We start from the raw sequence: 26,100 nt of genomic DNA on the forward strand, positions 1-26,100 counted from the left end.
TTAACGAATGGGTAACGTCTGTTCACGAGACTTTGTCCATGGGCGAGGTTGCCGTGTTGTGGCCACCTTCGATAGTTAAGCGTCTGCCGGAAAGGCGGGCAAATCAGGCGGGCAGAACGATCCATGGGCATGCAGGCATTGCTGGATTTCGCGGTTGCGGGGTTGCGGCAAAAGGTAAGGGCAGGGGCAAGAATGGCCGCGATCGTTGCGATCGGTGGCGGCCTTGCCGCGTGCACTTCCATGGGGCTCGATAGCGTCAAGAAAGACCCGCCGAAACTGTCGTCCAAGATGATGGCGCAGATGTCGGCCAAGAGCATGCGCCCGGAAAGCCCTGTCCTCGTTCGCATTTTCAAGCAGGAAAGCGAGCTTGAGGTCTGGAAGGTCGACAAGACCGGAAATTACGCGTTGCTCAAGGCCTATCCCATGTGCCGCTGGTCCGGAAAGCTCGGCCCCAAGATGAAAACGGGCGACCGGCAGGCGCCGGAAGGGTTTTATCATGTCTCGGCCGGCATGCTGAACCCGAACTCACAATATTACGTTTCCTTCAATCTCGGTTATCCCAACCGGCTGGAATCGGCGCTCGGTTACACCGGGGAGGCGTTGATGGTGCATGGCGCCTGCTCCTCTTCCGGCTGCTACGCCATGACGGATGCCCAGGTGGGCGAGATTTACGCCATCGTCGCGCGTGCGCTTCAGGGCGGGCAGGACCGCTTTCAGGTACAGGCCTATCCCTTCCGCATGAGCGCAAGGAACATGGTGGCGCATCGGGACGACCCCAATATGCCGTTCTGGAAGACGCTGAAGGAAGGCTACGACTATTTCGAGGTGACGCGCCGGCAGCCCAAGGTTTCTGTCTGCGGTCGCCGTTATGTCTTCAACAGCGAATTTGCCGAAGGCGAACCTGCCGATCCGCTGGCGGCCTGCCCGCCGGCCATCAACCAGCAGGATCCGCTGGTGGCTTCGAAACTGGCCGAAGAGCAACAAAAATTTGCCGCCGCCATGAGTGAGGGAACTTCCAGCCCGCTCAGCGCGTATGTAGACGGCGGCATGCATCCGAGCTTCCGGGCCATTTTGAAATCGAACGGCGCCAAGGCCATGGCATCGCAGGTTTCCGGCACGAAGTACCCTATCAGCCGCCCCGAGGCGGCGCTGGCAGATCCCTTTGCCGGCGTGAGATGACGTAAATGAGGTTTTTCAATTGAACGAGACGACGACGACCCGGCGGGGTTTCCTGCTTGGAGCAGGTGGACTGGCGCTTGCCGGCCTTGCGGGCTGCAACACAACCGCGCGTGAGGCCGCCCGGCCTGCAGCACCCGCGGACGACCCGATGTATGCCCTGATGTACGGCCCCAAGCCGGACGAGCAGTTCCCGCTGCCGGAAATCCCCTACAAGCGGATTCCGCGTCAGTTCCTGCGGCAGATGGTGGCGAACCCGACGGGTGAACGCCCCGGCGTTATCGTTGTCGATACCGCCAATCATTTCCTCTATCTCACCTATGAGAACAATCAGGCCATGCGTTATGGCGTCGGCCTCGGCCGCGCGGGCTTTGAATGGGCCGGTCGCGGCGTCATTCAGTACAAGCGGCAATGGCCGCGCTGGACGCCGCCCGATGAGATGATCGCGCGCCAGCCGGAACTCGAACCCTATAGCAGCCGCAACGGCGGCATGGAGCCGGGCCTCAAGAACCCGCTCGGTGCGCGCGCGCTCTATATCTTCAAGGATGGCAAGGACACGATCTACCGCCTGCACGGCTCGCCGGAATGGTGGACCATCGGCAAGTCGGTATCCTCCGGCTGCGTGCGCTTGCTCAACCAGGATATCATCGACCTTTACAACCGTGTGCCCGATGGCACGCCGATCGTGGTGACGGCGCTCGGCCCAGCACAGCAGGGCGTGCCGATCGGTCAGGAAGGTGTGCCCGTGGCGCAATATGGTAACGGCGTGATCGGCGACGGCCTCTCGCAACCGATGCAGACCTACTGACAGGGCACAAAAAAGGCCGCGCTTCCAGGCGCGGCCTTTTTGTTTGCATGGTCTTTACTGCGCGCGCTTCAGCGCATCGCCGAGGATCGAGACGATATCGTCGAAATGGGATTTTTCGGCGATCAGCGGCGGCGAAAGGGCGATGATGTCGCCGGTAACGCGAATGAGCAGGCCGCGCTCGAAGCAATCCACGAAGACATCATAGGCGCGTGCGCCAGCAGCACCGTCGCGCGATTGCAGCTCGATGCCGGCGATGAAGCCGATGGTGCGGATGTCGATGACATTCGGCAGGCCCTTCAGGGAATGGATGGCGTCGTGCCAGACATCCTGCAATTCGGCCGCGCGGGTGAAAAGGCCCTCATCGCGATAGATGTCGAGCGTCGCTATACCGGCGGCGCAGGCGACCGGGTGGCCGGAATAGGTATAGCCGTGGAACAGCTCGATCTGGTTTTCCGGCCCATGCATCAGCGCATCGTGCACCTTGCGGCTGGTGAAGACCGCGCCCATCGGGATCGCGCCGTTGGTCAGTCCCTTGGCGGTGGTGACGATATCGGGCGTAACGCCGAAATAATTGGTGGCGAAGGTGGAGCCCATGCGGCCGAAACCGGTGATGACCTCATCGAAGATCAAGAGGATGCCGTGCTTGTCGCAGATGGCGCGCAGGCGCTCCAGATAACCCTTGGGCGGCACCAGCACGCCGGTGGAGCCGGCGACCGGCTCGACGATGCAGGCTGCGATGGTTTCCGCACCATGCAGGGCGACCAGACGTTCCAGATCGTCAGCAAGCTCGGCGCCGTGCTCGGGCTGGCCCTTCACGAAGCTGTTCTTCGCCGGATCATGGGTATGACGCAGGTGGTCTGCGGGAATTTGCGGGAAAACGCGACGGTTGTTGACGAGGCCGCCCACGGAGATGCCGCCGAAACCGACGCCATGATAACCGCGCTCACGACCGATCAACCGGCTGCGGGTGCCCTGGCCGATGGCGCGCTGATAGGCGATGGCGATCTTCAGCGCCGTATCGACCGATTCCGATCCGGAGCCCGTATAGAAGACACGGTCGAGTTTTGCACCTTCCGGGCCGGGTGCAATCTCCGCCAGCCGCTCGGCGAATTCAAAGGCAACCGGGTGGCCCATCTGGAAGGAGGGCGCGTAATCCATCGTCGAAAGCTGGTGCTTGACGGCAGATGCGATCTGCTGGCGGCCGTGGCCGGCATTGACGCACCAAAGGCCAGCCGTGCCGTCGAGAACCTGGCGACCGTCATTGCTGGTGTAATACATGCCCTCGGCGCTCGTCAGCAGGCGGGGATTGGCCTTGAACTGCCGGTTGGCGGTAAACGGCATCCAGTAGCTGTCAAGCGAGGTGGAATTGGATCGGCTCGGGTTGTCCATTGTGGTCTCCTGTTCGTTGCCGGTGATTGAATGCTATTTTCACGACTGAACAAGCCCTTTTCTCTCTGTGGCCAAGCCATTGAAAATGCTATAGGCCTGAACTCGGGTTTTCGATATTTCGAACAAGGGCAACGGGGGCTCAGGCATGTCGGTGGATATAGGCGGGCGTTTGCGCCATTTGCGGCTGCGCCACAATATTTCCCAGCGGGAACTGGCAAGGCGTGCCGGTGTCACCAATTCGACGATTTCTCTGATCGAATCCAACACCTCGAACCCTTCCGTCGGCGCGCTGAAGCGCATTCTTGATGGCATACCGATCGGCCTTGCCGAGTTTTTCGCTTTCGAGCCGCAGACGAGCCGCAAGGCTTTTTACCGGGCGGATGAGCTGGTTGAAATCGGCAAGGGGCCGATATCCTTCCGGCAGGTGGGTGAGAATGTCTTCGGCCGCAGCCTGCAAATCCTCAAGGAATGTTACCAGCCGGGCGCAGATACCGGCAAGGTGCCGCTGGTTCACGATGGCGAGGAAGGAGGAATCATCCTCTCCGGACGGCTGGAAGTGACGGTTGACGAAGAGAGGCGGGTGCTCGGGCCGGGGGATGCCTATTATTTCGAAAGCCGCAGGCCGCATCGTTTCCGTTGCGTCGGTCCCGTGCCCTGTGAGGTCATCAGCGCCTGCACACCGCCAACCTTCTGATTCCAGCGGTTTTTGCGCCTCGTAACGCTCTTAGAACGGCCAAGTCGGAGCAATTCGGTAAAAAATGGCCGTGAGCTACGGCAATTTTGCGTGGCTGCCATGACTAGAATGCAGTTTCTTGCCACTCTTTTGCCGTGTTTGCGCCCTTTTAGCAATTTTTCCATCGCTTTTTCTTGGCGGCCTGGCAATGTCAGGCAAAAAAATCCCTACGGATATGTCAAATTTTATATGCATTGCCGCAATCTTGCTGCGATGCAAAAAAATTTTATATTCTGTTACAGACGGGGCTGTTCTTAACGTTCCTGTCTCATCTCGCCAAGTCATAAGAAACACATAAGAAAAGACTGCCGCTGGCACAAAACCCAATACATGCCGGGGCGGTACCCATGCTCTCAACACATGGCCGTCGGCACATTTGTTGCTTTTTTATGCAACCGTTAATATTGCCCGGACGTTGATCGGCCGCTCGCGCAAGAAATCGCATAGACGGTTATGGCCAATGTGCCTTACAAAAAATCCATTAGCATCAAATTCCGAACACAGACTTGTTATCTCTTTTAGACGGAAAGACGCGCCTCCGGGCACCGACCAATCGCAAAACATAAATGGAGTTCTCTCTATGAAGTCCGCGACCCAATCGGCTGAACAGACACTCAGCAGCTCCGAAGACTTCGATGTCAGTTTCCCTATCGGGGGCATCGCAAAACGCAGTTTCGATATGACATCGGCTGCGCTTGCGCTGCTCATCTTCAGCCCGATATTCCTGTTGATCGCCGCGCTGGTGAAATTGTCTGATCCCGGCCCGATCTTTTATGGCCACCGGCGTGTGGGACATAATGGCCGCTATTTCCATTGCCTGAAATTCAGGACGATGGCGATGAACGGCGATGAGATCCTGCGGCAATATCTTGCCGCCAATCCGGAAGCCGCCGAAGAATGGCGCGCCACCCGCAAGCTCAAGAACGACCCGCGTGTTACGGCTGTCGGCGCTGTGCTGCGCAAGCTCTCGCTCGACGAACTGCCGCAGCTCCTCAACATCATTCGCGGCGAAATGAGCGTGGTTGGCCCACGCCCGGTCGTCGATGAGGAACTGAGCTATTATGAAAGCGCTGCCGCTTATTATCTCAGCACCCGCCCTGGCCTGACCGGCCTGTGGCAGATCAGCGGCCGCAACGACGTATCCTACAAGACCCGCGTCGCTTTCGACACGCACTATGTGCAGAACTGGTCGATGCGGCAGGATGTCTTCATCATCGTCAAGACCATTCCCGCCGTGTGCCTTTCACGCGGAAGCTACTGAAAACCGATATTGAGTTCGGCTTTATCGATCTTCGTTTCGACACGCACCCCGACCGGGATCCCAAGTCCGGTCTTTGGGTGCGTCATTGGTGCTAATCATACCGGCCGCTTTTCGCGGCGCTGTGCAGCCGGCCTTGCCCAGTTGCGCGACGGCCGGATCGCCCGTGTGGCGATCCGCTAACAGGGAGTTTCCCGATGAACGGCTTGTCTGCCGCCCGCCGCCCGTTTGTGGCCTTCGTATTTGCCGCTTCCGTCGCCCTTTCCGCGCCGCTCTCCGCCATGGCTGCGGATGGCGCTCAATATAAGCTCGGTACCGCTGACAAGCTGCGTATCCGCGTTGCCGAATGGCAGCCGGCGGATGGCAGCATCCGCAACTGGGATGTGATCAACGGCGATTATTCCGTCGGTCCGTCGGGGGCGCTGTCCCTGCCTTTCATCGGTCAGCTGGATGTTGCGGGCAAGACCCCATCGGAGGTCAGCGAGCAAATTGGAGCCCAGCTTCAGAGCAAGTTCGCCCTTCGCAACCTGCCTTCGGCCTCCGTCGAGATCGCGCAGTTCCGACCGATCTTCTTGAGCGGCGATGTGCAGACGCCGGGTGAATATCCCTATGCCGCCAATCTCACGGTGCTGAAGGCGGTCAGCCTTGCCGGGGGCCTGCGGCGCTCGGATGCCGGGCAGCGTTTTGCCCGCGACTTCATCAATGCCCGTGGTGACGCCGCCGTCTATGACAACCAGCGCGCAAGGCTGCTCGCCCGTCAGGCGCGCCTGGTCGCAGAGGTCAAGGGTGACGCGACCATCGCCAAGACGCCTGAAATGGAAAAGATCGGCGAAATCGACGTGCTGCTGGCCAGCGAAAGCGCGCTGATGAAATCGCGCACCGAACGTTACACCCTGCAGCTCAAGGCGCTGACGGACCTGCATGCTCTTCTGCAGAGCGAAGTCGAATCCCTGAAGAAGAAATCGGAAACGCAGAATCGTCAGCTCCAGCTTGCCAACGAGGACCGCGACCGGGTCAACCGGCTGAACGAGCAGGGGCTTGCGCTGTCGCAACGGCGTATTTCCGCGGAAGAACGCGCCGCGGAAGTGGAATCCAACCTGCTCGATATCGATACGCAGTCGCTGCGCGCCAAACAGGATATCAACAAGGCGACCCAGGACGAGATCAACCTGCGTAACGACTGGGTGGCGCAGCGCTCCAAGGAATTGCAGGACACGGAAGCGGAACTGGACAAGCTCAATCTGCAACTGACCACCAGCCGCGAATTGATGTCGGAAGCGCTGGCGCAATCGGCCGAAGCGATCCGTTTCGACCCGTCGGGCAAGTCCGCGACGATCGGCTATGTCGTGGTGCGTGAGGAAAACGGCAAGCCGAAGGAGCTGAAGGTGGATGAAAACGCCATGCTCCAGCCCGGCGATGTCATCAAGGTCTCGTCTGAAATCCTGATGCAGTGAGGTTTCAATGCGGATCGCCAAATCGGCGCTGATCGATCCCGAACGCAATGAGATTTACGGAATGGCGGCGGTTGCGCTGTCGTTCTTCGTCTTCGCTTACTCGTCGCGTTTCGGGCAAATCTCGGTTCTGGCCTATTATGGCATGTGGCTGCCGCTGGTGGTGGTCGATTACCGGCGCGTGCTCGGCAATTATCCGCGCTATCTCTGGATATTCGCCTTCGGCATCTTGACGGTTCTGTCCAGTTTCTGGTCGGAAGCGGCGTCGGTGACCATGCGCGCCTCCATCCAGTATATGACGCATATCGTCTGCGCGCTGATCGCCATGCGGGTGATCTCCATCCGGACGTTGACGCGCGGGGCGCTGATCGGCATCGCCGTCGTTCTGCTCTATTCGCTGCTATTCGGCATTTATCTCTTCGATGCGCTGGATGGCACCTATAGTTTCGTCGGCGCTTTTTCTTCCAAGAACCAGCTCGGCTTTTATGCCTCGCTCGGCGTCATTTTCGCCGCCGCATCGGCGCTGGTGCTCAAGCAAAGGGGCGTCTGGCTGCCGATTGCCGGCGTCACCGGGCTCCTGTCGGCCTATAGCCTCCTTGCGTCCCAATCGGCCACATCCACTATTACCACGGCGGCGGTGGTCGCGCTCATCATCGGCTTCATTCCCATCGGCATGCTTTCGCCGGCGAACCGAAAGATGACGTTTTTTGTGCTGGGCGGTCTCGGCGCATTGCTGGCTGTCGCATCCCTGCAATTCGGCCTGCTGGACGCAATTCTCGGCATTTTCGGCAAGGATTCGACGCTGACCGGCCGAACTTACCTCTGGCAGCAGGGCATCGAGGCGGCGAAACAAACGCCGATCCTCGGCGTCGGTTATCAGGGGTTCTGGGTTGCGGGTTTTCCCGATGCCGAACGGTTGTGGAACGATTTCTTCATTACCGGCCGCAGCGGCTTCCATTTCCATAATACCTATATCGAAACCGTGGTGGAAAACGGCTTCGTTGGCATGCTGCTGCTTGGCATAGTGCTTTACGGAACGCTGCTCGGGCATCTGCGCTCGGTGCTGATGCGCAAGAGCGATCCGCAGGGCGTCATCCTGTTTGCGATCTGCGCCCTGTTTGTCGTGCGTTCCTTCGTGGAGATCGACATCATCTTTCCCTACCAGATCGGCTCGTTCCTGCTTTATTTCGCAGCCGGTAAACTGTGCCTTCCGGCAAGGGCTGCGGAGGGTAGCGTTCACCTGACTGGAGTTCGTGGCGGTTTCTCTCTCCGTCATTCCGGCCTTGGGCCGGAATCCAGCCAGCCCAAGTCCTTGGGCTGAAAGAACCCGTCTTCGCCGCGCGAGAGCCGCGTCGGCTGAATTCCGGCTCAAGGCCGGAATGACGTAGGCGAGGTGGTTCTAAAGATAATCCGCAGAGACATGCGGACTGGCATGGATGAAACTCCACATGTCCTTGCTGACCTCGACGATGTCGGCGATCGATTTTTCGAGCTGTCCGATTTCCTTCTCGTCCATGCGCTCCACCTTGCCGTAGCGCACCTGGCTGTCATCCTCCACCAGCCGCATGAGCTGCGTGCTGGCGATTTCGCCTTTTTCGTCGAAGGAATAGATGCAGTGATTATATTTGTTGCGCGTCTTCGCTTCCTTCTTCAGCCGCGCCATGATGGAGAGGATGGTCTTGCGGTCCTTCGCATCGGTGGAGGGAAGCTTCGCCAGGCGCTCGATCAGATCCATGCGCGCCCGCGTGGTGTTGAGCGTCAGGAACACGACGATGGCCGCTTCCTTTTCCACTTTCAGGAGATGGACGATCAGATAGATCATCAGGCTTTCCGTGTTGGTCCACACGTAATTCAGCCTGCCGACCAGCAGCAATACATCCGACATCGCCGCCATGCTGCTTCTCCCGCCCCGACGAAACATATTTGGATATTATATGCCGACCGCTGCGGAAAAGACAGTGTAGGTTACTGATATTTCTTCATCTTTCCTTGAAAGCACGGGACATGCTGTCGGAGATCGGCTTGGTCAGATATTCGAAGAAGGTACGCTCCGAAGTCTGGATCAGCACGTCGGCCGGCATGCCGGGCACGGGGTGGAAATTGTGAACCTTGGCGATTTCCTCGTCGGGTATCTGCACCCGCACGATGTAGACGTCCTTGACCTGAAGGCCGGCATTTTCCTCGATGCTGTCGGCTGAAACGTAAAAGACCTTGCCGTTCAGAACCGGTGTGGTGCGGCGGTTGAGCGCCGACAGGCGGATCGCGGCGGTCTGGCCCTCATGCAGCTGGTCGATGGAGGTTCTCAGCACCTGCGCCTCCAGAATAAGGGGCACATGAGCGGGCAGAATTTCCATGATCGGCTTGCCGGTGGTGATGACGCCGCCCGGTGTATGATAATAGGCGCGCACGACAGTGCCGTTGACGGGGGAACGGATGACGGTGCGCTCCAGCACTTCGGCGGCGCCACGCACCTGTTCACGCACGCTGTCGAGATCGGATTCGGCGGTTTCCAGCGCATCGAGCGCTGCCTGCTTGTTGGCGTTGACGGCAATGACCGCTTCCTGCCGGAACTTGGCGATTTCCGCCTCGCTCTGGTTCATTTCGCCGCTCAGCCGGGCGATGTCGCCCATGGCGTCGGCGATGGCGCGCTCCAGCGCCAGCATGTCGGTCTTGCGGATGACGCCGTCCTTGGCGAGCCGCTCCTTGGAATCGCGCTCCTGTGTCAAAAGCGCCAATTGCCGGTCGAAGGACTGTTTTTGGCCGTCATAGCCCGCATAGCGGAACTCCAGCGACCGGATATTCTTGTCGATCAGATTCATCTGCTCCTCAAGCTTGATGAGCTTGCTGTGGAACACGATGTTCTGGCTCTGGATGATGGAATTGATATCCGGATCGCCGGCTTCCTTCATGACGATATCCGGCACCTTGAAGCTTTTCGCGCCCTGGGCCTCGGCGCGCAAGCGCACCACGATGGTTTCGAGGCGAAGCCGCCGCAGCTGCAACATGCGCTCGTTGGCAAGCGCCGTCGTCTTGTCCAGCGTCAGAAGAACGTCGCCTTCCTTGACCGTGTCGCCTTCGCTGACCATCATTTCCTTGATGATGCCGCCTTCCAGATGCTGGACCACCTTGTTGTTGCCGGTGGCGACGAAACTGCCCTGGGCGATGATGGCGGAGGAGAGCGGCGCAGTGCCGGCCCAGAATCCGAAACCGCCGAAGGAGGCGAGCAGCACGGCAAGACCGATCGAGCTGTGCAGGCGGATGGAGCGCGGCACCTCGCTGTACCATTCGAGCTGGCCCTGGGGTTTGACTTCGGCAATGGCGTTTTTCTTTTTGAACATGACGGTTCTCAACCCTCGATCTGCGGGGACTGGTTGGCCTCGCGGCCATTGCCGGAAAGCGCCTTCAGCACGTCCATCCTTTCGCCGAACATGGCGACCGATCCGTCCTTCAGCACCATGATCTTGTCGACGCATTGAAGCAGCGCCGGCCGCTGGGTGATGGTGACGGTGGTGATGCCCTGTCTTTTGGCGTGCAGCAGCGCCTTGGCCAACGCCTGTTCGCCCTGCGTATCCAGATTGGAGTTCGGCTCATCCAGCACCACGAATTTCGGATCGCCGAAAAAGGCGCGGGCAAGTGCGATGCGCTGTTTCTGGCCGCCGGAAAGCGGTGCGCCATCGGCAGCGACCACGGTTTCATAACCCTGCGGGAAACCGGCGATCAGCTCGTGCACATCGGCCAGCACTGCCGCCTCGTAGATCTGCCGGTCTTCGATATCGTCGCGCATGCGGCAGATATTGGCTTTGATGGTACCGGGGAAAAGCTGCACGTCCTGTGGCAGATAACCGATGCTTTCACCGAATTGTCGCTGGTCCCAGTTGCGCAGATCCATGAGATCGAGACGTACATTGCCTGATGTGGGCAGAATGGAGCCCACCAGCATCTTGCCGAGCGTCGTCTTGCCGGAGCCGGAATTGCCGATGATGGCGAGCGACTCCCCCTTTTTCAGCGAAAAGGAAATGCCGTTCAAAATCACCTTTTTCTGCGGCGGCGGCACGAAGAGGATGCGCTCGACGTCGAGACGTCCTTCCGGGTTGGGAAGGCGCAGGCGAGGGAAGTTCAGCGGCGAATTGATGAGAAGCTGCTTGATGCGGCCATAGGAGGCGGCAGATTTGTTGAACTGGTGCCAGCCTTCTATTGCGCCTTCGATAGGCGCCAGTGCGCGGCCGGAAATGATGGAGGCTGCAATCACCATGCCGCCGGTCAGTTCGCCGGATAGCGACAGATGCGCGCCCCAGCCGAGCAGCGCCACCTGGGTAATCATGCGCGCCGCCTTGGAAACGCCGGAGAACATAATGTTGCGATCCTGCGCCGCCACATGCGATTTCAGCGAGCCGGCGGTTTCGCGGCCCCACATCTTCACCGCTTCGGGGATCATGGCGAGCGCATTGATGATCTGCGAATTGCGCGACATGGAATCGAGGTGGAAATTGGCGCGGCTCAAATAACCGGAAGCCTCTGAGAACTGTCTTGCGGTGAAGCGCTGGTTCAGCCAGGCGATGCCGAACAGCACGACGCAGCAGACCATGATGATGATGCCGAGATGCGGATGGACGAGATAGACCACCACGATGAAGAGCGGCATCAGCGGCGCATCGAGAAAGGCGATGAGCGTGCCGGAGGTGAGGAAGGAGCGCAATTGCTGTAGATCCTGCAAGGTCTGGTAGTCCTTGCCACTGCCATGCAGGGAGGCGCGGGCGGCGGCGGACAGGATCGGCGCGCCAAGCTGCACCTCGAGTTCGACGGCGGTGCGCATCAGGATGAAGCGGCGGATGGCGTCCATGAAGGCCTGCAGCAGAACCGCGCCAAGGACGGCGACCGTCAGCATCACCAGCGTATCCATTGAGCGGCTGGTCAGAACCCGGTCGGAAATCTGGAACAGATAAAGCGGGATGGCGAGCAGCAGGACGTTGATGGCGACCGTGAACAGCATCACCACCACCATGTTGCGCCGCACGGCGGCGATGCCCTTGGCAAGGCTTGCGGCGAAGTTGATCGGCTCGCTGCGTTTGTGAAAACCGCTCTGGCTTCCACCACCGCCGCCGCCACCACCGCCACCACCATTGTCCGTCGGCTCCTTGCCGCCGCCGCCCGTCACTGGCCGGCGTTCGTTTTCACGGATCGGTCCGTCATTATTGTCGATGGTCTTGACGAAAGGCAGGTCGGCATTGTCGATCTTGGCCTGCGGTTCCGGCGGGGAGGCAGGTTGCCGGTCCCGTTGAGGTGCCGGCCTTTCCGGGGGAACATCCCGCAACTGTTCCGTCTGCTCCGTTTTTGCATGCGGTTGGGAGAGAACTTGTGGGGGGGCGGTCTGTGCAGGGGAGGAAACTTCTTTTGCCGTCTGTTCCGCGCCGGATAATTGGCGCAGGTTTTCGACGGCTTCATTGATTGCTGAAATACAGGCGTCCGTCAGTTTGCTGTCTTCCGCATCCTGATCCAGCGGCAAGTCCAGCGAGCGTCCATCGGCAATGGTTTTTCTAGAAATATGATCCATTTTATATCGGTCCCCTCGGTGATCTAGCGGTGTTTGCGGTTCTGGCTGCGGCGGGGTGCGTTTGCAGCCCCGCCTGCCAGAGGTTACGCAACGACCGTCTGCATGACGTCGGCCGGATGGGCATTCGACCATGACAGGTCGTGACCGGCATTGATGACGCCATTGGATTCGTTTTCGATGGTGGCGGGATCGTCGTGAAGAAAGGCGATGACCTCGTTGGCCAGTTGGCCTTGCTGGGGTTGCGACGTGTCGTTTTCGATGATGCCGCCCTGTATCAGTATGGCATCGGAATAAACGCCGCCGGCGACATAGGTGGTGGAGCCGAAGCTGTCGTAGTCGACGATCTGCGCCAGATTGACCACGGCGTTGCTGCCGGTATCGATATGAACGGTGGCGTCCTCGTTATTTTCAAGAACCTTGGCGGCGGCCTGCGTCACATCGTCGGAATCACCCAGGACGCTCACCTGTTTTATGATGCTGACATCGTAGAGATTGCCGGTGATATAGAGGACGTTCAGACCCTCATAGCCGGCGAAATTGACGTCATGGGCAAGCGCATCCGGCATGTTGGGATCGCGCTCGTTGATGGCGTTCACCGTCTGGTTCATATAGTCCGGCATGGTTTCGAAACGATCGTTGCTGCCGACATTGTGAATGGCGGCGTCGTTCCACAGCAGGTTGTTGCCGGACTGGATGGTGGCGCCGTCCGGCGCATCGGGGTTGGCGCGCGCCCAGTCATTGTCGTAGAGCACGGCGATCTGGCTGATGATGTTCATGTCCAGCACATTGCCGCCGACGATGATCAGGTCGTATTGCATGCCGATGCCGAGGAAATTCGCAATATTGAGCGCGGCGTTGCCGCCTGTCAGCAGGCTGACGGTGGCGCCGGAGGTCGTTATCGTCATCGTGTCATTGTCGCTGACGAACTGGTATTGCTCGATCCAGTGGACGAAGGAAACGTCGCCTTCCAGCACGCTGACGCGCCAGGCGGTCGGAAATATCGGCGGTTCGCCGTTTTCCTGGCTGCTGTTCTCCGTGTTTTCGGCGCCCGGATAGACGCTGCGCTCGAAGCTGGCGATATTGAAGGCTGCCGTCGCCGCCTGATCTTCCGACCGTGTGAAAACGGAGTCGATCTCGTCCCGGTCGCTATAGATATAGGCCTGAGTGATCGCGTCGATCTGGTGATAGTCGCCCATGACGGCGGTTACCGACGTCATGACGCCGGTATTGACCAGGGTGGCGATGTTGGCGACGACATTGGCGCCTGCGGCGACGTCGAGGCTGTTGCCGGCGGGGCTGTCCTCATGCAGCGAAACATCGCTCTTTTCCGGCTCTTCCGCCGGCTTGGCGATACCGCGATCGGGCATGTAGTCGTCGAGCATCGGCTTTTCGCTGGCTATCGAGCCATTGATGTAAAGCCCGTGGATGTCATTGCCGGCCAGAACGAAATCCTGATCCGCGCCGGTGCCGAGCGACGTCACGTCGTTTTCGCGGGCATGGTCGATATAGTCGTGCGCGGATTTGGCGAGCGCCTGCAGGGCGTCGTAACTGTCGGTGCGCTGGAAACCGGCAAAAGGCGTGAAGACGGACGCTTCATTGTAGAACTCGACGGTGCGCTCTGTGACGAAGCTGGTGTCGCGCCACACGTAGGGGCCGTCCGTCATGTTCAGATAGTCGTCGTCCTGAAGAATATTGACCTGCGCCACATGCGCGATGACCGAACCGGGACCGGTGTGAACCACCAGTTCATACTCCTCCTCAAAGGAAAGCCGGCCGGGAAAACGGAAATTGACGCCGGAAATATCGACAGGGATGGCATCTGCGAGCCGCTGCATGTCGTGTTCGACCATGCGCGCGAAATGCGGCTGCAGATAATCGAAATCATAATAGCCGGCGCGGTAGTTGACGCCGGGATCGTAGTCCTTGAGCGGAACGTCATAGTTCTTGTCGAGCAGCTTTGCTGCTTCATCGTCCGGCAAACGGTCCGGATCGGAATGCGCCGGGCCTTCGCTGTAGTTGGTTCTCAGGCGCGCTTCCTCGATCACCGTGTCGAACAGGCCGATGAAATGCGCAATCATGTCCGAAATCTTGTCGATATGCATTGGAGGTCCCTCCCTGATCATCGCGGCAGAGCCTTAAGGCTGCGGAGGGCACACGTCCTGGAGGCGGTGCTTCGTTTTACGCAACCCCGGTCCTTCAACCGCGAACTGCACCGGCGGGTGCCGGTGCAGCTCTTTTCGTCAAGAGGTGGTTATCAGGAGTGATCCTCACCGACATCAGACACATGCGAGTTACCGCCTGTGATCGTGACATCAACTGCGTTGGAGAGCATGTTGGCGCCCTGCACCAGTTCCAGATGGAAGCCGGAATTTGCAAGGATTGCCGATGCATCCGCAGTGCTGGTACCTGCTGCGTCGTCGCCTGCCTTGAGGTCCCATCCCTTGCCGTCGATGCCTTCGGCGCCGAAGGCGTCACCGGCATTGGCGCTCAGGTGGTTTTCCGCACCGCCATTCTGCATCTTGATGTCGTAGGCCTCATCCTGATCCGCCAGGTGGTTGGCCTGCACCATGCTGAAGCCGGTGTCGTTGCCATCGCCATTGAGCGAGCCGTTGAGGATATTGTCGACATCGAGAGTGAAGGAGAAGTCGTCACCCAGATTGAAGGTGAGGTCTCCGCCGGCGATGCCGAGATTGCCGACATCCTTGACGCCCGTGATGTTGCCGAAGTCGTCATCCGACTTGTAGAAACTGTCTGCGGAGTTGAAGCTGTCGGAGGTCGTCGTGGTCTTGGTGGAGGTGTCGTTGTCGGAATAGTTGGACGTCTTTGTGTCCGTATCCGTGATCGTTTTCACATTGGTGTCGTTGTCGCTGTACGACTTGCTTTCATAGCTCCAGTCGTAGTCGACCTTGATATCGGTGTTGGTTTCGGTGCTGGTCTTGGTGGTCGTGTCGTTGTCGCTATAGGACTTGCTGTCATAGCTCCAGTCATAGTCGTTGTCGCGATTGTCACCGTTATTGGCTTCAACATCGATCTTGGCGTCAACATCCACATTGGTGCTGTTGTCGCTGTTGTCGTTGTTGCGGTTTTCACCGTTTGCGGTGCCGACGTTGCTGTCTTCCACCTTGGCGTCATTGGTCGACGTGTTGGCGAAACCATCGGAAAGCGCGCCGATCTTGGTGATGTCGTCGTCGCTGCCGGATGCCTTGTGATCATAACCCATTTCGATTTCCTCCGAAAAAGCTCGGAGCAGCTTTCGAAATCCCTCTCATCTCAAACGGGATTTTTTCGCGCTTGCCCCGGGTAGCATGAAGATTGATGTTTTGCAGATGCACTCGGTACGCATCATCTGCGGTTCGGTAGTGGCCCGTGAGCGGGCTCTTTTCGTTCAGCCCTTGTGCGCTACTCGGTAAAACGGCGCACAAATCCGTTCCTCGCTCCATAAGGGGAGCGCGGTGGCTTCGTCTTTTCGCTTGCATGTTTTCTTGAAAAGGGACCGGCGTTTTTCAAACACACGTCAAGGCCGGAGGTGTCTTTCCATCGGCCGCCGTTCAGCGACGGTCAGACTGTGCCGCAGAAAAATCGCGCTTCCTAGATATCAATTCGGGCTAAACCTATCGGCGCTTTACCCGAATATATATGTCGCAGGCGGTTGTCCGGCGGGTCGTTTGGCCGGTTTGGCCTTAAAAAAACGCCGCTTCGCCAGGGCAAGGCGGCTTTTTTCGAGAAACATGGTCTATTTCGGTGGGAAAAGGCCTTTATCCCGAAAAGGAACAGGCTGCAGCGTGCTTCGCCGGCGAGCTATGTAAAGGGATATCAACTAAAAGTTATATTTTCCCGGAACGCAAAACCACAGCGAAAGCTTTTCCAATGTGATTGTTTTTGCAGCGGTTACAGAATGAATGATTCTATCTCGGCGTAACCTATTTTGTATGTCAATTGTAAAAAATAACCCGTTTGGGCCATTTATTTACACAGCTTTTCGTATTAGCGTGTGTTAATTAACGGGTAATTAATGATAGTTGACATGGCCTAAAGCGGAGAATCGCCCCCAAGTATTCAGGGGAAAGATAGCCGGCGGACAACAGACTGCACAACCAAAAGAAAGTAATGCGTAAGCGCTTGAGGGAGGCGTCAATGTTCATGGGAACGTCAGATTATGCGGCAAAACAAAAAAACGCCGTTGCTCCTATAAATGGAACTTTATTGGTCATAGCGGATCCGGACCTGTTTTCCGAGTGCCTCATGGAGGCGCTGGGCAAAAAGTTCCCCACATTCGCGGTGGTGAGCGTAAGGTCGTCGGCGGGCATCGAGGACGACTACGGTAACAATGTACGGCTGGTTTTGCCTTACCGGATGTCGGGGGATCGTCTTCATGCCGTTCTTTCGGAGGTTCGGGAAAAACATCCCGATGCGCCGATCGCGCTCGTCGTCGAAACCATCGATAAATTCGAGGAGCCGCTGAAAAGGCTGGTGGGAATGCGCGTCATCGATGGCGTGCTGCCGCTCAACCTCAGGCTCGATGTCTTCATGGCGGCCGTCGATCTGCTCATGAAGGGCGGGGAGCATTTTCCTGCTGCTCTTCTCGGCAAGCTCACGCCCTATTCGCCTTCCGTCAACAGCAAGAGCGTTCAAAGCAATGCCGTGATCGCCAACCGCGCCGATGCCCTTGCCGCAAGCAGGAGCGACGTGGCGGCGCTGACGACACGCGAGGTGCAAATCCTCGACCTGCTTTGCAAGGGAACGCAAAACAAGATCATCGCTGATCGGCTGCATCTGTCCGAGAACACCGTCAAGGTTCACGTTCGCAATATTTATAAGAAAATGAACGTGCGCAACCGCACGGAGGCGGCGTCGCGCTTCTTCAACAAAGATGAAGACACGACCTTCTCCGGCGGCTGGAAGAACTGAGCGTCAGGGCGGCTAGAGCCGTCCGGACGCCAGTTCCCTCCGGTATTTCTCCAGGAGGCTCAGGGCCTCAGGAAGCAGCGGGATTTCTGCCCGAATCCGCTCGGTGAGCAGATATAGGGAGAGGAGCCCGAGTAGGACTGCCGCGATACCGCGGGTGTGCCCGAGGCATCGGCAACAAGCGTAACGGCCGCGTTGCCGGTTTTTTGATAACCGTAGGACGCCTTCGCCGGAACGACCCTGCTCTTGGTCGTGGCGGTATTGGCCGACGCGGTCTTGATGAGAACGGCGTCTTCGACCACGGAACATGAGGCCGTCGCGAAGGTGAAGGTTACAAGTGCTGCGGCAACAAGCGCGAAGCGACAATGGCGGGCTGCTTTGCCGCTATGGGAATAAGGCATTTCATTCGTCATGTGTGTCCCCTGAAATCGACTGTCTGTCGCATCTCGCCGGGCGGTTTTGTTCCCGGTGGACCGAGCCTTACAAAACCAGGATAGCCCCGACTGGTTGAGCGAAGCTTGCGCTAATGCTCAATAAGAAAGGCATAATAGAGGCGTAGTTAAAAAGTATTAAATCAAGGGGCTATTTTGAGTAATTTTGGGTAATCAATTGTAATATTTTGATAAAATGAAGTTGACCTGTTTTCTGCTGCGCCTATCATGAAAGTTGAAATTTATCCGATCGAAATATTAAACCTCCAGAAGAAGTAAAAACCGGAGGATGATATTCAAGATATCGTACAATCGGGAGTTTGATCCAGTTTAGGTGAATCAGCTGCGCTGATTCCTCATGGGGAGGATTGTGTAATGCGTAATTTCGTTCCCAACGACCACGACAACGGCGTCACCATCTACTCCGAATGGAGACCTGGCCAACGCGTTCTCGTCAATGGCGGCGCCGGTTTTCTCGGTTCCCATCTTTGCGAGCGCCTGTTGAGCTGCGGTCACGAGGTGATCTGTCTCGACGATCTTTCGACCGGACGCACCGCGAATGTGGCGCATTTGCGGGATAATAAGCGGTTTTTGCTGGTTGAGCACGATGTGCGCAAACCCTATGACATCGATGTCTCGCTGATCTTCAACTTCGCCTCGCCGGCTTCGCCGCCAGACTATCAGCGCGACCCTGTCGGCACGCTGCTCACCAATGTCCTGGGTGCGGTCAATGTACTGGAAGTGGCACGCAGATGCGGTGCAACCGTCGTGCAGTCGTCGACATCGGAAGTCTACGGCGATCCGCACGTCAATCCGCAGCCGGAAACCTATTTCGGCAATGTAAATACAATCGGGCCGCGAGCTTGTTACGATGAAGGGAAACGCAGCGCCGAAACGCTGTTTTTCGATTATCACCGTAGCTTCGGTGTCGATATCAAGGTGGGACGCATCTTCAACACCTATGGGCCGCGCATGCGACCCGATGACGGACGTGTGGTTTCGAACTTCATCGTCCAGGCTCTGAAGGGCGCCGACATCACCATTTACGGCGATGGCAGCCAGACCCGTTCCTTCTGCTATGTCGATGACCTGATCGACGGTTTCCTGCGCTTCTCGGCCAAGCCGAAGGATTGCACCGGGCCGATCAATCTCGGCAACCCGAGCGAAATTCCGGTGCGGCAGCTCGCCGATATCGTTATCCGCATGACGGGTTCCCGTTCGCGCATCGTGCATCTGCCCGCCGCGATCGACGATCCGCAGCAGCGCCGCCCCGACATTTCGCGGGCAAAGGAACTGTTGAGATGGCAGCCGCGCGTGCCGCTCGAAATCGGCCTGGAAAAAACCATCGTCTATTTCGATGCGTTGCTGGCCGGCAAGACTGTGGCGGAGGCCGTATGAGATGCCCCGCACAATCCTCGTCACGGGCGGGGCCGGATTCATAGGCAGCCACATATGCAAGGCGCTGGCCCAATCCGGCTTCAAGCCCATCGCTTACGACAATCTCTCGACGGGTCACGCGGATTCGGTTCGCTGGGGTCCCTTCATCGAGGGCGATATTCTGGATCGCGGCCTTTTGAAAGCCACGCTGAAGGAGTTTTCGCCAGCCTTCGTCATCCATTGCGCCGCCAACGCCTATGTCGGTGAGTCCGTCGAGGATCCGCGCAAATATTACCGCAACAATGTCGGCGGCAGTCTTGCGCTGCTGGATGCCTGTCTCGACCAGAATATCGGCGGGCTGGTGTTTTCTTCCAGCTGCGCCACCTATGGCGTGCCGCCGCAATTGCCCATCCGTGAGGAAACGGCGCAAATGCCGGTCAATCCTTACGGGCGCACGAAACTGATCTTCGAAATGGCGCTCGATGATTATGCCGCCGCCTACGGTCTGCGTTTCGTGGCGCTGCGTTATTTCAATGCCGCCGGGGCCGACCCGGACGGTGAGCTTTACGAGCGCCATGAGCCTGAAACCCATCTGATCCCGCGGGCACTGATGGCGGCTGCCGCAAGGCTGCCGCAACTGGATGTCTTCGGGGCGGATTACGACACCAGCGACGGCACCTGCATTCGCGATTACATCCATGTCAGCGATCTGGCCGATGCCCATGTGGCTGCCGTCAATTATCTTGCCGAGGGCGGAGAGACGCTGCGCGTCAATCTCGGTTCCGGTCACGGTACATCGGTCGGCGATATCATCCGGGCGATCCACCGCGTGACGGGGCAGGAAGTTCCGGTCCATTTCGGCGCAAGGCGCGCCGGCGATCCGCCAGCCCTGTTTGCGGATATCAAACGTGCGGAAGAGACGCTCGGCTTTATCCCGAAGCGTTCGGATATCGACACCATCATCCGGACGGCAGGTCCCGGTTTCGGACTGGAGGTGCGGTCATGAAAGCCCATTCCACCCCTTCCGTTCCATCGGCCCGGGCAGTTGCAGTCGCCAGCGATTTGCGGATGCTGCCGGTCTTTGCCGGCTGGAACCGCACGGCCTATCTTCTCGGCATTGGCGGCTGGCTGGTGACGCTCGCTTATTTCTGGATCTGGTGGCTCGATCGCGATCGTGTCATCGACTGGCCCTATTATACCGTCGTTACGATGACGCTCGCGTGGATCACGCTTCTGCCATCCTATTTCATCTTCATCTTTCTGAACGCGAAGGTTGTCGACCGGCGCTCCCCTCTGCCACGGGGCAGGGTGGCGATGGTCGTCACCAAGGCGCCGTCGGAACCTTTCGCGGTGGTGCAGAAGACGCTGCTGGCCATGCTCGAACAGAAGGGTCTGGAATTCGACGTCTGGCTTGCCGACGAGGCTCCGGATGCGGAAACGCTGAAATGGTGTGGCGCGCACGGCGTTTTCGTTTCCACCCGACAGGGCGTTGCGGAGTATCATCGCAAGACCTGGCCGCGGCGCACGCGCTGCAAGGAGGGCAATCTCGCTTATTTCTACGATCACCACGGTTACGAGCGTTATGATTTCGTCGCCCAGTTCGATGCGGATCACGTGCCGGAACCGGATTATCTGCGCGAGATCATCCGTCCCTTTGCCGATCCGAAGGTTGGATATGTTTCGGCCCCGAGCATCTGCGACGCCAATGCCGGTGAAAGCTGGGCCGCGCGCGGCAGGCTTTATGCCGAGGCGAGCCTGCATGGCGCGCTGCAACTGGGTTACAATAATGGCTGGGCGCCTCTATGCATCGGTTCTCATTATGCCGTGCGCACGAAAGCCCTGCGGGAGGTCGGCGGCCTTGGGCCGGAGCTTGCCGAGGATCATTCCACCACGCTTCTGATGAATGCCGGCGGCTGGCGCGGCGTTCACGCCGTCAACGCCATCGCCCATGGCGACGGGCCGGTGACTTTTGCTGATCTCATCGTGCAGGAATTCCAGTGGTCGCGCAGCCTGATGACCATTCTGCTGCAATATTCAAGGCACTACGTGCCGAAGCTGCCGCCGCGGCTGAAGTTCCAGTTTCTGTTTTCGCAGCTCTGGTATCCGCTGTTTTCCGGCTTCATGGCGCTGATGTTCGTTCTTCCCGCCGTTGCGCTGATGCGCGGCGATGTGCTGGTCAATGCATCCTATCCGGCGTTTCTGGCGCATTTCCTGCCGGTTTCGCTGATCATGATCGTGTTTGCCTTCTTCTGGCGGGCCACGGGTGCATTCCGCCCGCATGATGCGAAGCTCTTCAGCTGGGAGGCCATGGTATTTCTGTTCCTGCGCTGGCCCTGGTCGCTGATGGGCGTGCTGGCGGCGATACGCGACACGATCCGTGGCGATTTCGTCGATTTCCGCATCACTCCCAAGGGCACGCAGGCAAAACCGCCGCTGCCGTTGAGGGTGGTCGCGCCTTACATTCTTCTGGCGGCGCTCAGCCTCGTGGCCATGGTTCTGGCGCCGCGTGAAAACGGGGCGGAGGGCTTCTTCGTCTTCGCCGCCATCAATGTGGCGATCTATGCGGGCCTTTCGGTGTTTCTGCTCATCCGCCATGCGATGGAAAACGGCTTGCCAAGGCTGCCGGCATTGCGCGGGGGAGCGACCGCCGCGGCCTGTTCGTTGCTGCTGGTGGCGGGCAGTGCCGTACAGCTCAGCTCCCATGCGATCGGCGGGCTGGAGGCCCTGTCGCACGGGCAGTCCTATGTCAGTTTTACCGAAACGCGGTTCACGGTCGCCGGTGCGGGCGTGGAAGGTGCGAGATCGGTGCGTCTGAAACTGCGCATTACCGTACCGGGACTGCGCGGACCGCAGGAAATGCAGGCGGAACCCATCGTGGCGCCGCCGCCGGCGGTGGCAACCGGAGAGATCATGCTGGCCGACAATAGGGTCGGACAATGAAGGAGGAGGCTGTGATGAAAACAACAATAAGCAAATGCGGATTCTCCGCTTTCGTACTCTGTCTTGCGGTGGTCGTGCCAAGCGCGGTCCACGCTGCAGGCGGCACGAAGACGCCGAAACCGCTCAGAACCAGCGAAGTCGTGGACATGTACTTCGACAAGACCTGGAAATGGGAAACGGGCGGTGGACGCTTCATCGCCCAAGACCGCAAATTCATCGCCGCAACGGAAGAAAAGGGCAAGAAGTCCATCGGTGAAGGCCGCTGGACCGTCGATGCCAACGGCACCCTGTGCATGCGCGCCACCTGGAAAAGTGCGGCAGGAAACGGCAAGGCCGATACCTGCTTCGACCATGGCCGCATTGGCAAGGTGCTCTACCAGCGCAAGCAGGGCGGGCCATGGTACGTGTTCCGGCACAACCCGCCACGCCCTGGCGATGAATTCCTCAAGCTCGTCCGCAAGGACGATGTCACGCCGCAGATCGCCGCTTACGACAAGGCGATGACGGCAACAAGGTAGGGAGTAAGGTGTCATGCAGATAACAAGAAGAAAACTTCTGTTCGCAGGTGGTGCCGCCGCAGCCTTTACCGCCGGCATGTATCCGGTGCTCAAGCTCGACGCACAGGGTGTCGCCCCCATGACGTCGACGGGCATGAAGACACTTGCCGACAAAAGACCGACATTGCATGCGGACGGCATCCGTTTCGGTGCCTACGATCCGCACGGCGATTTCACGGCCCAGACCGGGGTGGCGTCGGAACATCTGTTCCTGCCCTGGGAAGACGTGGATCTCGACAGTCTCGCACTTGCGGATGCCTACGCTCTGGAGCGCAAGCGCAACGTGCTGATCACGGTCGAACCCTGGTCCTGGGACGTTAACTGGCGGCTCACCTCCGACGAGTTGCGTCGCAAGGTAATGAGAGGCGACTATGACCAGAACATGCAGGCGATCGCCGCACGCATGTCGGCGATGAAAAGTCCGCTGATCCTGCGCTGGGGACAGGAAATGGAAGACACGTCCGGCCGCTTCTCGTGGTCGGGCTGGAACCCGCGTGATTACATCACGGCGTATAAACGCATGGTGGACATGACCCGCAAGGCGGTTCCCAGCGTCAAGGTGATGTGGTCACCGAAAGGTCTGGACGGTCTGCAGGCCTACTACCCAGGTGACAGCTATGCCGATCTGGTCGGCCTCTCGGTCTTCGGTCTTGAGGAATACGACAAGATCGAATATGGCGGACCGAAGACCTTCACCGATCTGCTGCGCAAGGGCTATGGACTTGTCGAAACCTTCAACAAGCCGGTCTGGGTTGCCGAACTGGGTTATGAAGGCGGCGATTCCTATGTTCGTCCGTGGATGAATGACGTGACGCTGAAACAGGCGGATTTTCCGAAGCTGGAAGAGGTCGTCTATTTCAACGACAAGGATGTTCATGCCTGGCCGCACAATCTCGGCAGACCGGACTGGCGCGTCGTGCGCCCGGCCAAGGCCTGATCGACGCCGAAAACCGGCGAGCGGCGATGCCGCTCGCCGGCGGTCCGATATTAGCTGGCCGTCGCCAGCACAGCCTCCGCCTCATATATGGCGCAGACGATGTGATAAAACGTGCTTGCCGGCGCCGGCTCGTCGAGCATCGGCCTGTCGGCCGGCCATTTGTCGAACCACAGGCCCTTGACCGGCGTGTCGAGGAAAGGCTGCAGCGCGCCGATGGCGCTGAGACCGGAGGCGAGGTAACGTTGCCGCTCCTCGCCGCTTGTGACGCTTGCAAGCCGCACCGAAGCCTTCAGCCATTCCGTCTGCGGCCATAACCGCGCCAGCCCGTCATGCACCGAAAAATCGTCGTAGAGGCTCATCACCGCCACCTTGCGGCGCGGGCAGATGCCGTAGGCCTCGCCGATCTCGAACAGCCGTTTTGCCTTGCCCATCGCTTCGTCGTTTCCACGCAGGCTGCCCCAGCGCACCAGAAGCCAGGCCCATTCGAACTGGTGGCCCGGCTCCATGATCCGGCCTTTGTCGCTGTCATGCGGTGTCCAGTCATGGGTAAAGAATTCGCGCAAGCCGCCATTGCCGCCATCGATGAAGCGGTTAAGCGCAAGATCGGCGATCTCGTCGGCCAGCGCCGACCACGGGCCGTCCGGGTCCTGCACCTCCCAGGCCAGCATCGCCTCGAAGAGATGCATATGCGGATTGGAGCAGAGCGGCGTGCGCGGCGGGTTCGCTTCCTCGAAGCCGGCGACCGGATGTCTGTAGTCGCGTTCGAGGATGGCAAGAATATCGAGCGCCCGGCCGCGCATCTCGTCCCGGCGCTCGGGAAGGCTTGCGGCGGCCTGTGCGGCGGCAAACAGCGCAAAGGCCTGATTGTAGAGATCGAAGGAGGGATCGATCAGCCGGCCGGTCTGGTCGGCAAGGTTGCCGTAAAGGCCGTTTTCAAGGCGATAGACCTTTTCGAACCAGGAAAGCCCGTGCAGGAGCGCGTCTTTCCACGGTCCCTGCCAGCCATGCTGGCCGGCGGCGGCGAAACAATAGGCCTGGCGCGGCTGCACACGGGCGCGGCGGTCATCGGAAAAAACCGGTTTGGCATCCTGGCCGAGACGTTCGTAAAAGCCGCCATCCGGCCGCGCCGAACCCGCCTCCCACCACAGGGGCAGGGCGTCCTCATCCAGCCATTTGCGTAATCTTCCGATCTCTTCGGCAAGCGTCTGCGCGATGCTCGGAAATTGCAATGTCATGCGTCAACTCTCTGTTTTTACAGTTGAATAAAAAGCGGGCCAATAAAAATACGTCATTATGGAGGCAAGTAGACCATGGGACATATTGCGCTGCAACCGTAAAATTATCGACCTGACAGGAAGCCAACCCCCGGCGGCGCGATTGGTTCCACCTTCTTCCATGGCGAACATGGGGCGGCAATGGTGATTCGCTAGCCATAAAGTGTCAGAAATTACAACGCAAATTTGAGATTGCTTATTCGTAGTCCTCACGTATTTCGTAACAATGGTCTGGTCATTAGTGATTCGGTCTCCTTTTAACCTGGGCGGCGTTGGGGAAATAAAGGGGCGTAAGGCAGTGAATTTTTCTGCCTATACTTCATTGCTGTTCTCCATTGCGGTTCTGTCGGGCTGCAATACTCCCGCGGGCGTTCGGTCCTTCGGGGGACCCCAGATGCTGTCACCTTCCGAGGCGCTGGTTTTCCCGCCGCCCGGTGGCCCCGAAATCGTGACCGTGGTCAACCGCACCTATTCCAACGCCGTGGCGCAGCAGGTCATCTTGCGCTCCGAGGCCGCAACGCCCGGGCAGAACTACATCAAGGCGGAGTTTTTCGGTCCGCAACAGGCCGGCGATACCGGTGGCGACGCTCTGGCTTTTTCCGGTTTCAGGGCATCTTCCGTCGCGCGGGAAATCCGCGCCGAGTTTCCGGGCGAAAACATCGCCATGTCGGCAAATTACCTGCAGAACGGTTATGGCGCGTTCTCCTATGCCGCCGGCAGCGGCCGTGGCGACGATACCTGCCTTTATGGCTGGCAGGACATACGCTCGCCGGAAAGCATGCGGCAGGATTTCCGCAATCTCGGACGCATCAAGGTGCGGCTGCGCCTTTGCCAGTCGGGCGCCAGCGTCGAGCGGCTGCTGGCGGTCATGTATAATTACACGATTACCGGCACCTATGCCTCGCCCAGCTGGAACCCTTACGGCACGCCGCAGGCAGTGGATAAAAATCTCGGACGGCCGGGCCATCCGGTCTATCCCATAAAGGCGGATGAGGTGCCGATGCGGCCCGGCGGCGAGGTGACCGCGAGCGTGCCGCCCCGGCCCGTTCGTCGCACGGCTGCCGTTGCACCGCCCGCCCAGCCGGAACCGCAGCCGCTTCCACCCGTTGCTGCAGTCAGTATCCCGTCGCCCGCATCGGCTGGCGCACCCCTCCAGCCTGCAAGGCCCACGGTGGCGGGCAGGCGCCTGGATGGTGTGCCGGCGGCTAGCGGTGGGCAACCGTCGCAGGTTCCGCAGGTATCCATTCCGTCGCCCGCATGTCTGTCCGGTTCGGGGGTGGCGTCAGGATGCAGGTGATCGCCGGAACCAGCGG

At 59.1% G+C, this 26,100-nt stretch carries 21 protein-coding genes; 13 read left to right on the forward strand and 8 right to left on the reverse strand.

Annotated elements, in window-relative coordinates:
• The first annotated feature begins 123 nt into the window (after positions 1–123).
• Positions 124–1,179, forward strand: a complete 1,056-nt coding sequence (locus tag I3J13_RS12825) for a L,D-transpeptidase family protein (RefSeq protein WP_020811491.1) — start codon at positions 124–126, stop codon at positions 1,177–1,179.
• A gap of 19 nt (positions 1,180–1,198) precedes the next feature.
• Complete coding sequence (locus I3J13_RS12830; RefSeq protein WP_020811492.1) at positions 1,199–1,984, forward strand: L,D-transpeptidase; 786 nt, start codon at positions 1,199–1,201, stop codon at positions 1,982–1,984.
• A gap of 54 nt (positions 1,985–2,038) precedes the next feature.
• Here the strand turns inward: I3J13_RS12830 and aptA are convergent, their stop codons facing one another.
• Positions 2,039–3,373 carry an omega-aminotransferase AptA gene (aptA, locus tag I3J13_RS12835; RefSeq protein WP_059758580.1) on the reverse strand — a complete coding sequence of 445 codons (1,335 nt, stop codon included), beginning with the start codon at positions 3,371–3,373 and terminating at the stop codon, positions 2,039–2,041.
• A 145-nt stretch (positions 3,374–3,518) separates the two neighbouring features.
• Between aptA and I3J13_RS12840 the strand changes: the two genes are divergently transcribed.
• The 4 genes from I3J13_RS12840 (at position 3,519) to I3J13_RS12855 (ending at position 8,136) form a co-directional block, all read left to right on the forward strand.
• Positions 3,519–4,067, forward strand: coding sequence for a cupin domain-containing protein (locus I3J13_RS12840; RefSeq protein WP_196379033.1), 549 nt, complete (start codon positions 3,519–3,521; stop codon positions 4,065–4,067).
• Between the two features lie 619 nt (positions 4,068–4,686).
• On the forward strand, positions 4,687–5,367 hold the full coding sequence (locus I3J13_RS12845) for a sugar transferase (RefSeq protein WP_003523803.1): 681 nt from the start codon (positions 4,687–4,689) through the stop codon (positions 5,365–5,367).
• A 194-nt stretch (positions 5,368–5,561) separates the two neighbouring features.
• Positions 5,562–6,818, forward strand: a complete 1,257-nt coding sequence (locus I3J13_RS12850; RefSeq protein WP_196379034.1) for a polysaccharide biosynthesis/export family protein — start codon at positions 5,562–5,564, stop codon at positions 6,816–6,818.
• Positions 6,819–6,825: 7 nt separating this feature from the next.
• Positions 6,826–8,136 (forward strand): O-antigen ligase family protein, encoded by a 1,311-nt coding sequence (locus I3J13_RS12855; protein WP_196379035.1) that lies wholly within the window; start codon positions 6,826–6,828, stop codon positions 8,134–8,136.
• A gap of 78 nt (positions 8,137–8,214) precedes the next feature.
• Here I3J13_RS12855 and I3J13_RS12860 read toward each other — a convergent pair whose 3' ends face one another.
• From I3J13_RS12860 to I3J13_RS12880, 5 genes are all read right to left on the reverse strand, one after another.
• Positions 8,215–8,709, reverse strand: coding sequence for a hypothetical protein (locus I3J13_RS12860; protein ID WP_035262271.1), 495 nt, complete (start codon positions 8,707–8,709; stop codon positions 8,215–8,217).
• An 85-nt stretch (positions 8,710–8,794) separates the two neighbouring features.
• The gene (locus tag I3J13_RS12865) at positions 8,795–10,153 is read right to left on the reverse strand and encodes an HlyD family type I secretion periplasmic adaptor subunit (protein WP_035262274.1); all 1,359 of its coding nucleotides are present in this window, start codon (positions 10,151–10,153) and stop codon (positions 8,795–8,797) included.
• An 8-nt stretch (positions 10,154–10,161) separates the two neighbouring features.
• Positions 10,162–12,366 carry a type I secretion system permease/ATPase gene (locus I3J13_RS12870; RefSeq protein WP_196379036.1) on the reverse strand — a complete coding sequence of 735 codons (2,205 nt, stop codon included), beginning with the start codon at positions 12,364–12,366 and terminating at the stop codon, positions 10,162–10,164.
• An 83-nt stretch (positions 12,367–12,449) separates the two neighbouring features.
• Complete coding sequence (locus tag I3J13_RS12875; RefSeq protein WP_196379037.1) at positions 12,450–14,468, reverse strand: hypothetical protein; 2,019 nt, start codon at positions 14,466–14,468, stop codon at positions 12,450–12,452.
• 152 nt (positions 14,469–14,620) lie between these two features.
• Positions 14,621–15,586, reverse strand: coding sequence for a hypothetical protein (locus I3J13_RS12880; protein WP_035262284.1), 966 nt, complete (start codon positions 15,584–15,586; stop codon positions 14,621–14,623).
• A gap of 914 nt (positions 15,587–16,500) precedes the next feature.
• On the opposite strand from I3J13_RS12880, the gene I3J13_RS12885 reads away from it, so the two are divergent.
• Entirely contained in the window at positions 16,501–17,274 is a 774-nt protein-coding gene (locus I3J13_RS12885; RefSeq protein WP_035262289.1) for a helix-turn-helix domain-containing protein, read from the forward strand.
• Positions 17,275–17,333: 59 nt separating this feature from the next.
• On the opposite strand, the gene I3J13_RS12890 is transcribed toward I3J13_RS12885, so the two are convergent.
• On the reverse strand, positions 17,334–17,684 hold the full coding sequence (locus tag I3J13_RS12890; protein WP_035262291.1) for a hypothetical protein: 351 nt from the start codon (positions 17,682–17,684) through the stop codon (positions 17,334–17,336).
• 393 nt (positions 17,685–18,077) lie between these two features.
• On the opposite strand from I3J13_RS12890, the gene I3J13_RS12895 reads away from it, so the two are divergent.
• The 5 genes from I3J13_RS12895 to I3J13_RS12915 are packed head-to-tail and all read left to right on the forward strand — an operon-like array spanning position 18,078 to position 23,513.
• Positions 18,078–19,100 (forward strand): UDP-glucuronic acid decarboxylase family protein, encoded by a 1,023-nt coding sequence (locus tag I3J13_RS12895; RefSeq protein ID WP_035262294.1) that lies wholly within the window; start codon positions 18,078–18,080, stop codon positions 19,098–19,100.
• Between the two features lies 1 nt (position 19,101).
• Positions 19,102–20,085 carry a UDP-glucose 4-epimerase GalE gene (galE, locus tag I3J13_RS12900; RefSeq protein WP_020811999.1) on the forward strand — a complete coding sequence of 328 codons (984 nt, stop codon included), beginning with the start codon at positions 19,102–19,104 and terminating at the stop codon, positions 20,083–20,085.
• Entirely contained in the window at positions 20,082–22,019 is a 1,938-nt protein-coding gene (locus I3J13_RS12905) for a glycosyltransferase family 2 protein (RefSeq protein ID WP_196379038.1), read from the forward strand. The genes galE and I3J13_RS12905 overlap by 4 nt, the downstream gene beginning before the upstream one ends.
• Positions 22,020–22,033: 14 nt before the next feature.
• Positions 22,034–22,537: a DUF995 domain-containing protein gene (locus I3J13_RS12910; protein WP_003523821.1), complete on the forward strand. Its 504-nt coding sequence runs from the start codon at positions 22,034–22,036 to the stop codon at positions 22,535–22,537.
• A 13-nt stretch (positions 22,538–22,550) separates the two neighbouring features.
• The gene (locus I3J13_RS12915) at positions 22,551–23,513 is read left to right on the forward strand and encodes a glycoside hydrolase family 26 protein (RefSeq protein WP_003523822.1); all 963 of its coding nucleotides are present in this window, start codon (positions 22,551–22,553) and stop codon (positions 23,511–23,513) included.
• Positions 23,514–23,563: 50 nt separating this feature from the next.
• On the opposite strand, the gene I3J13_RS12920 is transcribed toward I3J13_RS12915, so the two are convergent.
• Positions 23,564–24,748, reverse strand: coding sequence for an AGE family epimerase/isomerase (locus tag I3J13_RS12920; protein WP_196379039.1), 1,185 nt, complete (start codon positions 24,746–24,748; stop codon positions 23,564–23,566).
• Positions 24,749–25,181: 433 nt separating this feature from the next.
• Here I3J13_RS12920 and bcsN point away from each other — a divergent pair, with 433 nt between their 5' ends.
• Positions 25,182–26,084, forward strand: a complete 903-nt coding sequence (gene bcsN, locus I3J13_RS12925; RefSeq protein WP_206696182.1) for a cellulose biosynthesis protein BcsN — start codon at positions 25,182–25,184, stop codon at positions 26,082–26,084.
• The last annotated feature ends 16 nt before the right edge of the window (positions 26,085–26,100 follow it).

It is taken from the genome of Agrobacterium leguminum, assembly GCF_015704895.1.
Classification (GTDB): Bacteria; Pseudomonadota; Alphaproteobacteria; order Rhizobiales; family Rhizobiaceae; genus Agrobacterium; species Agrobacterium leguminum.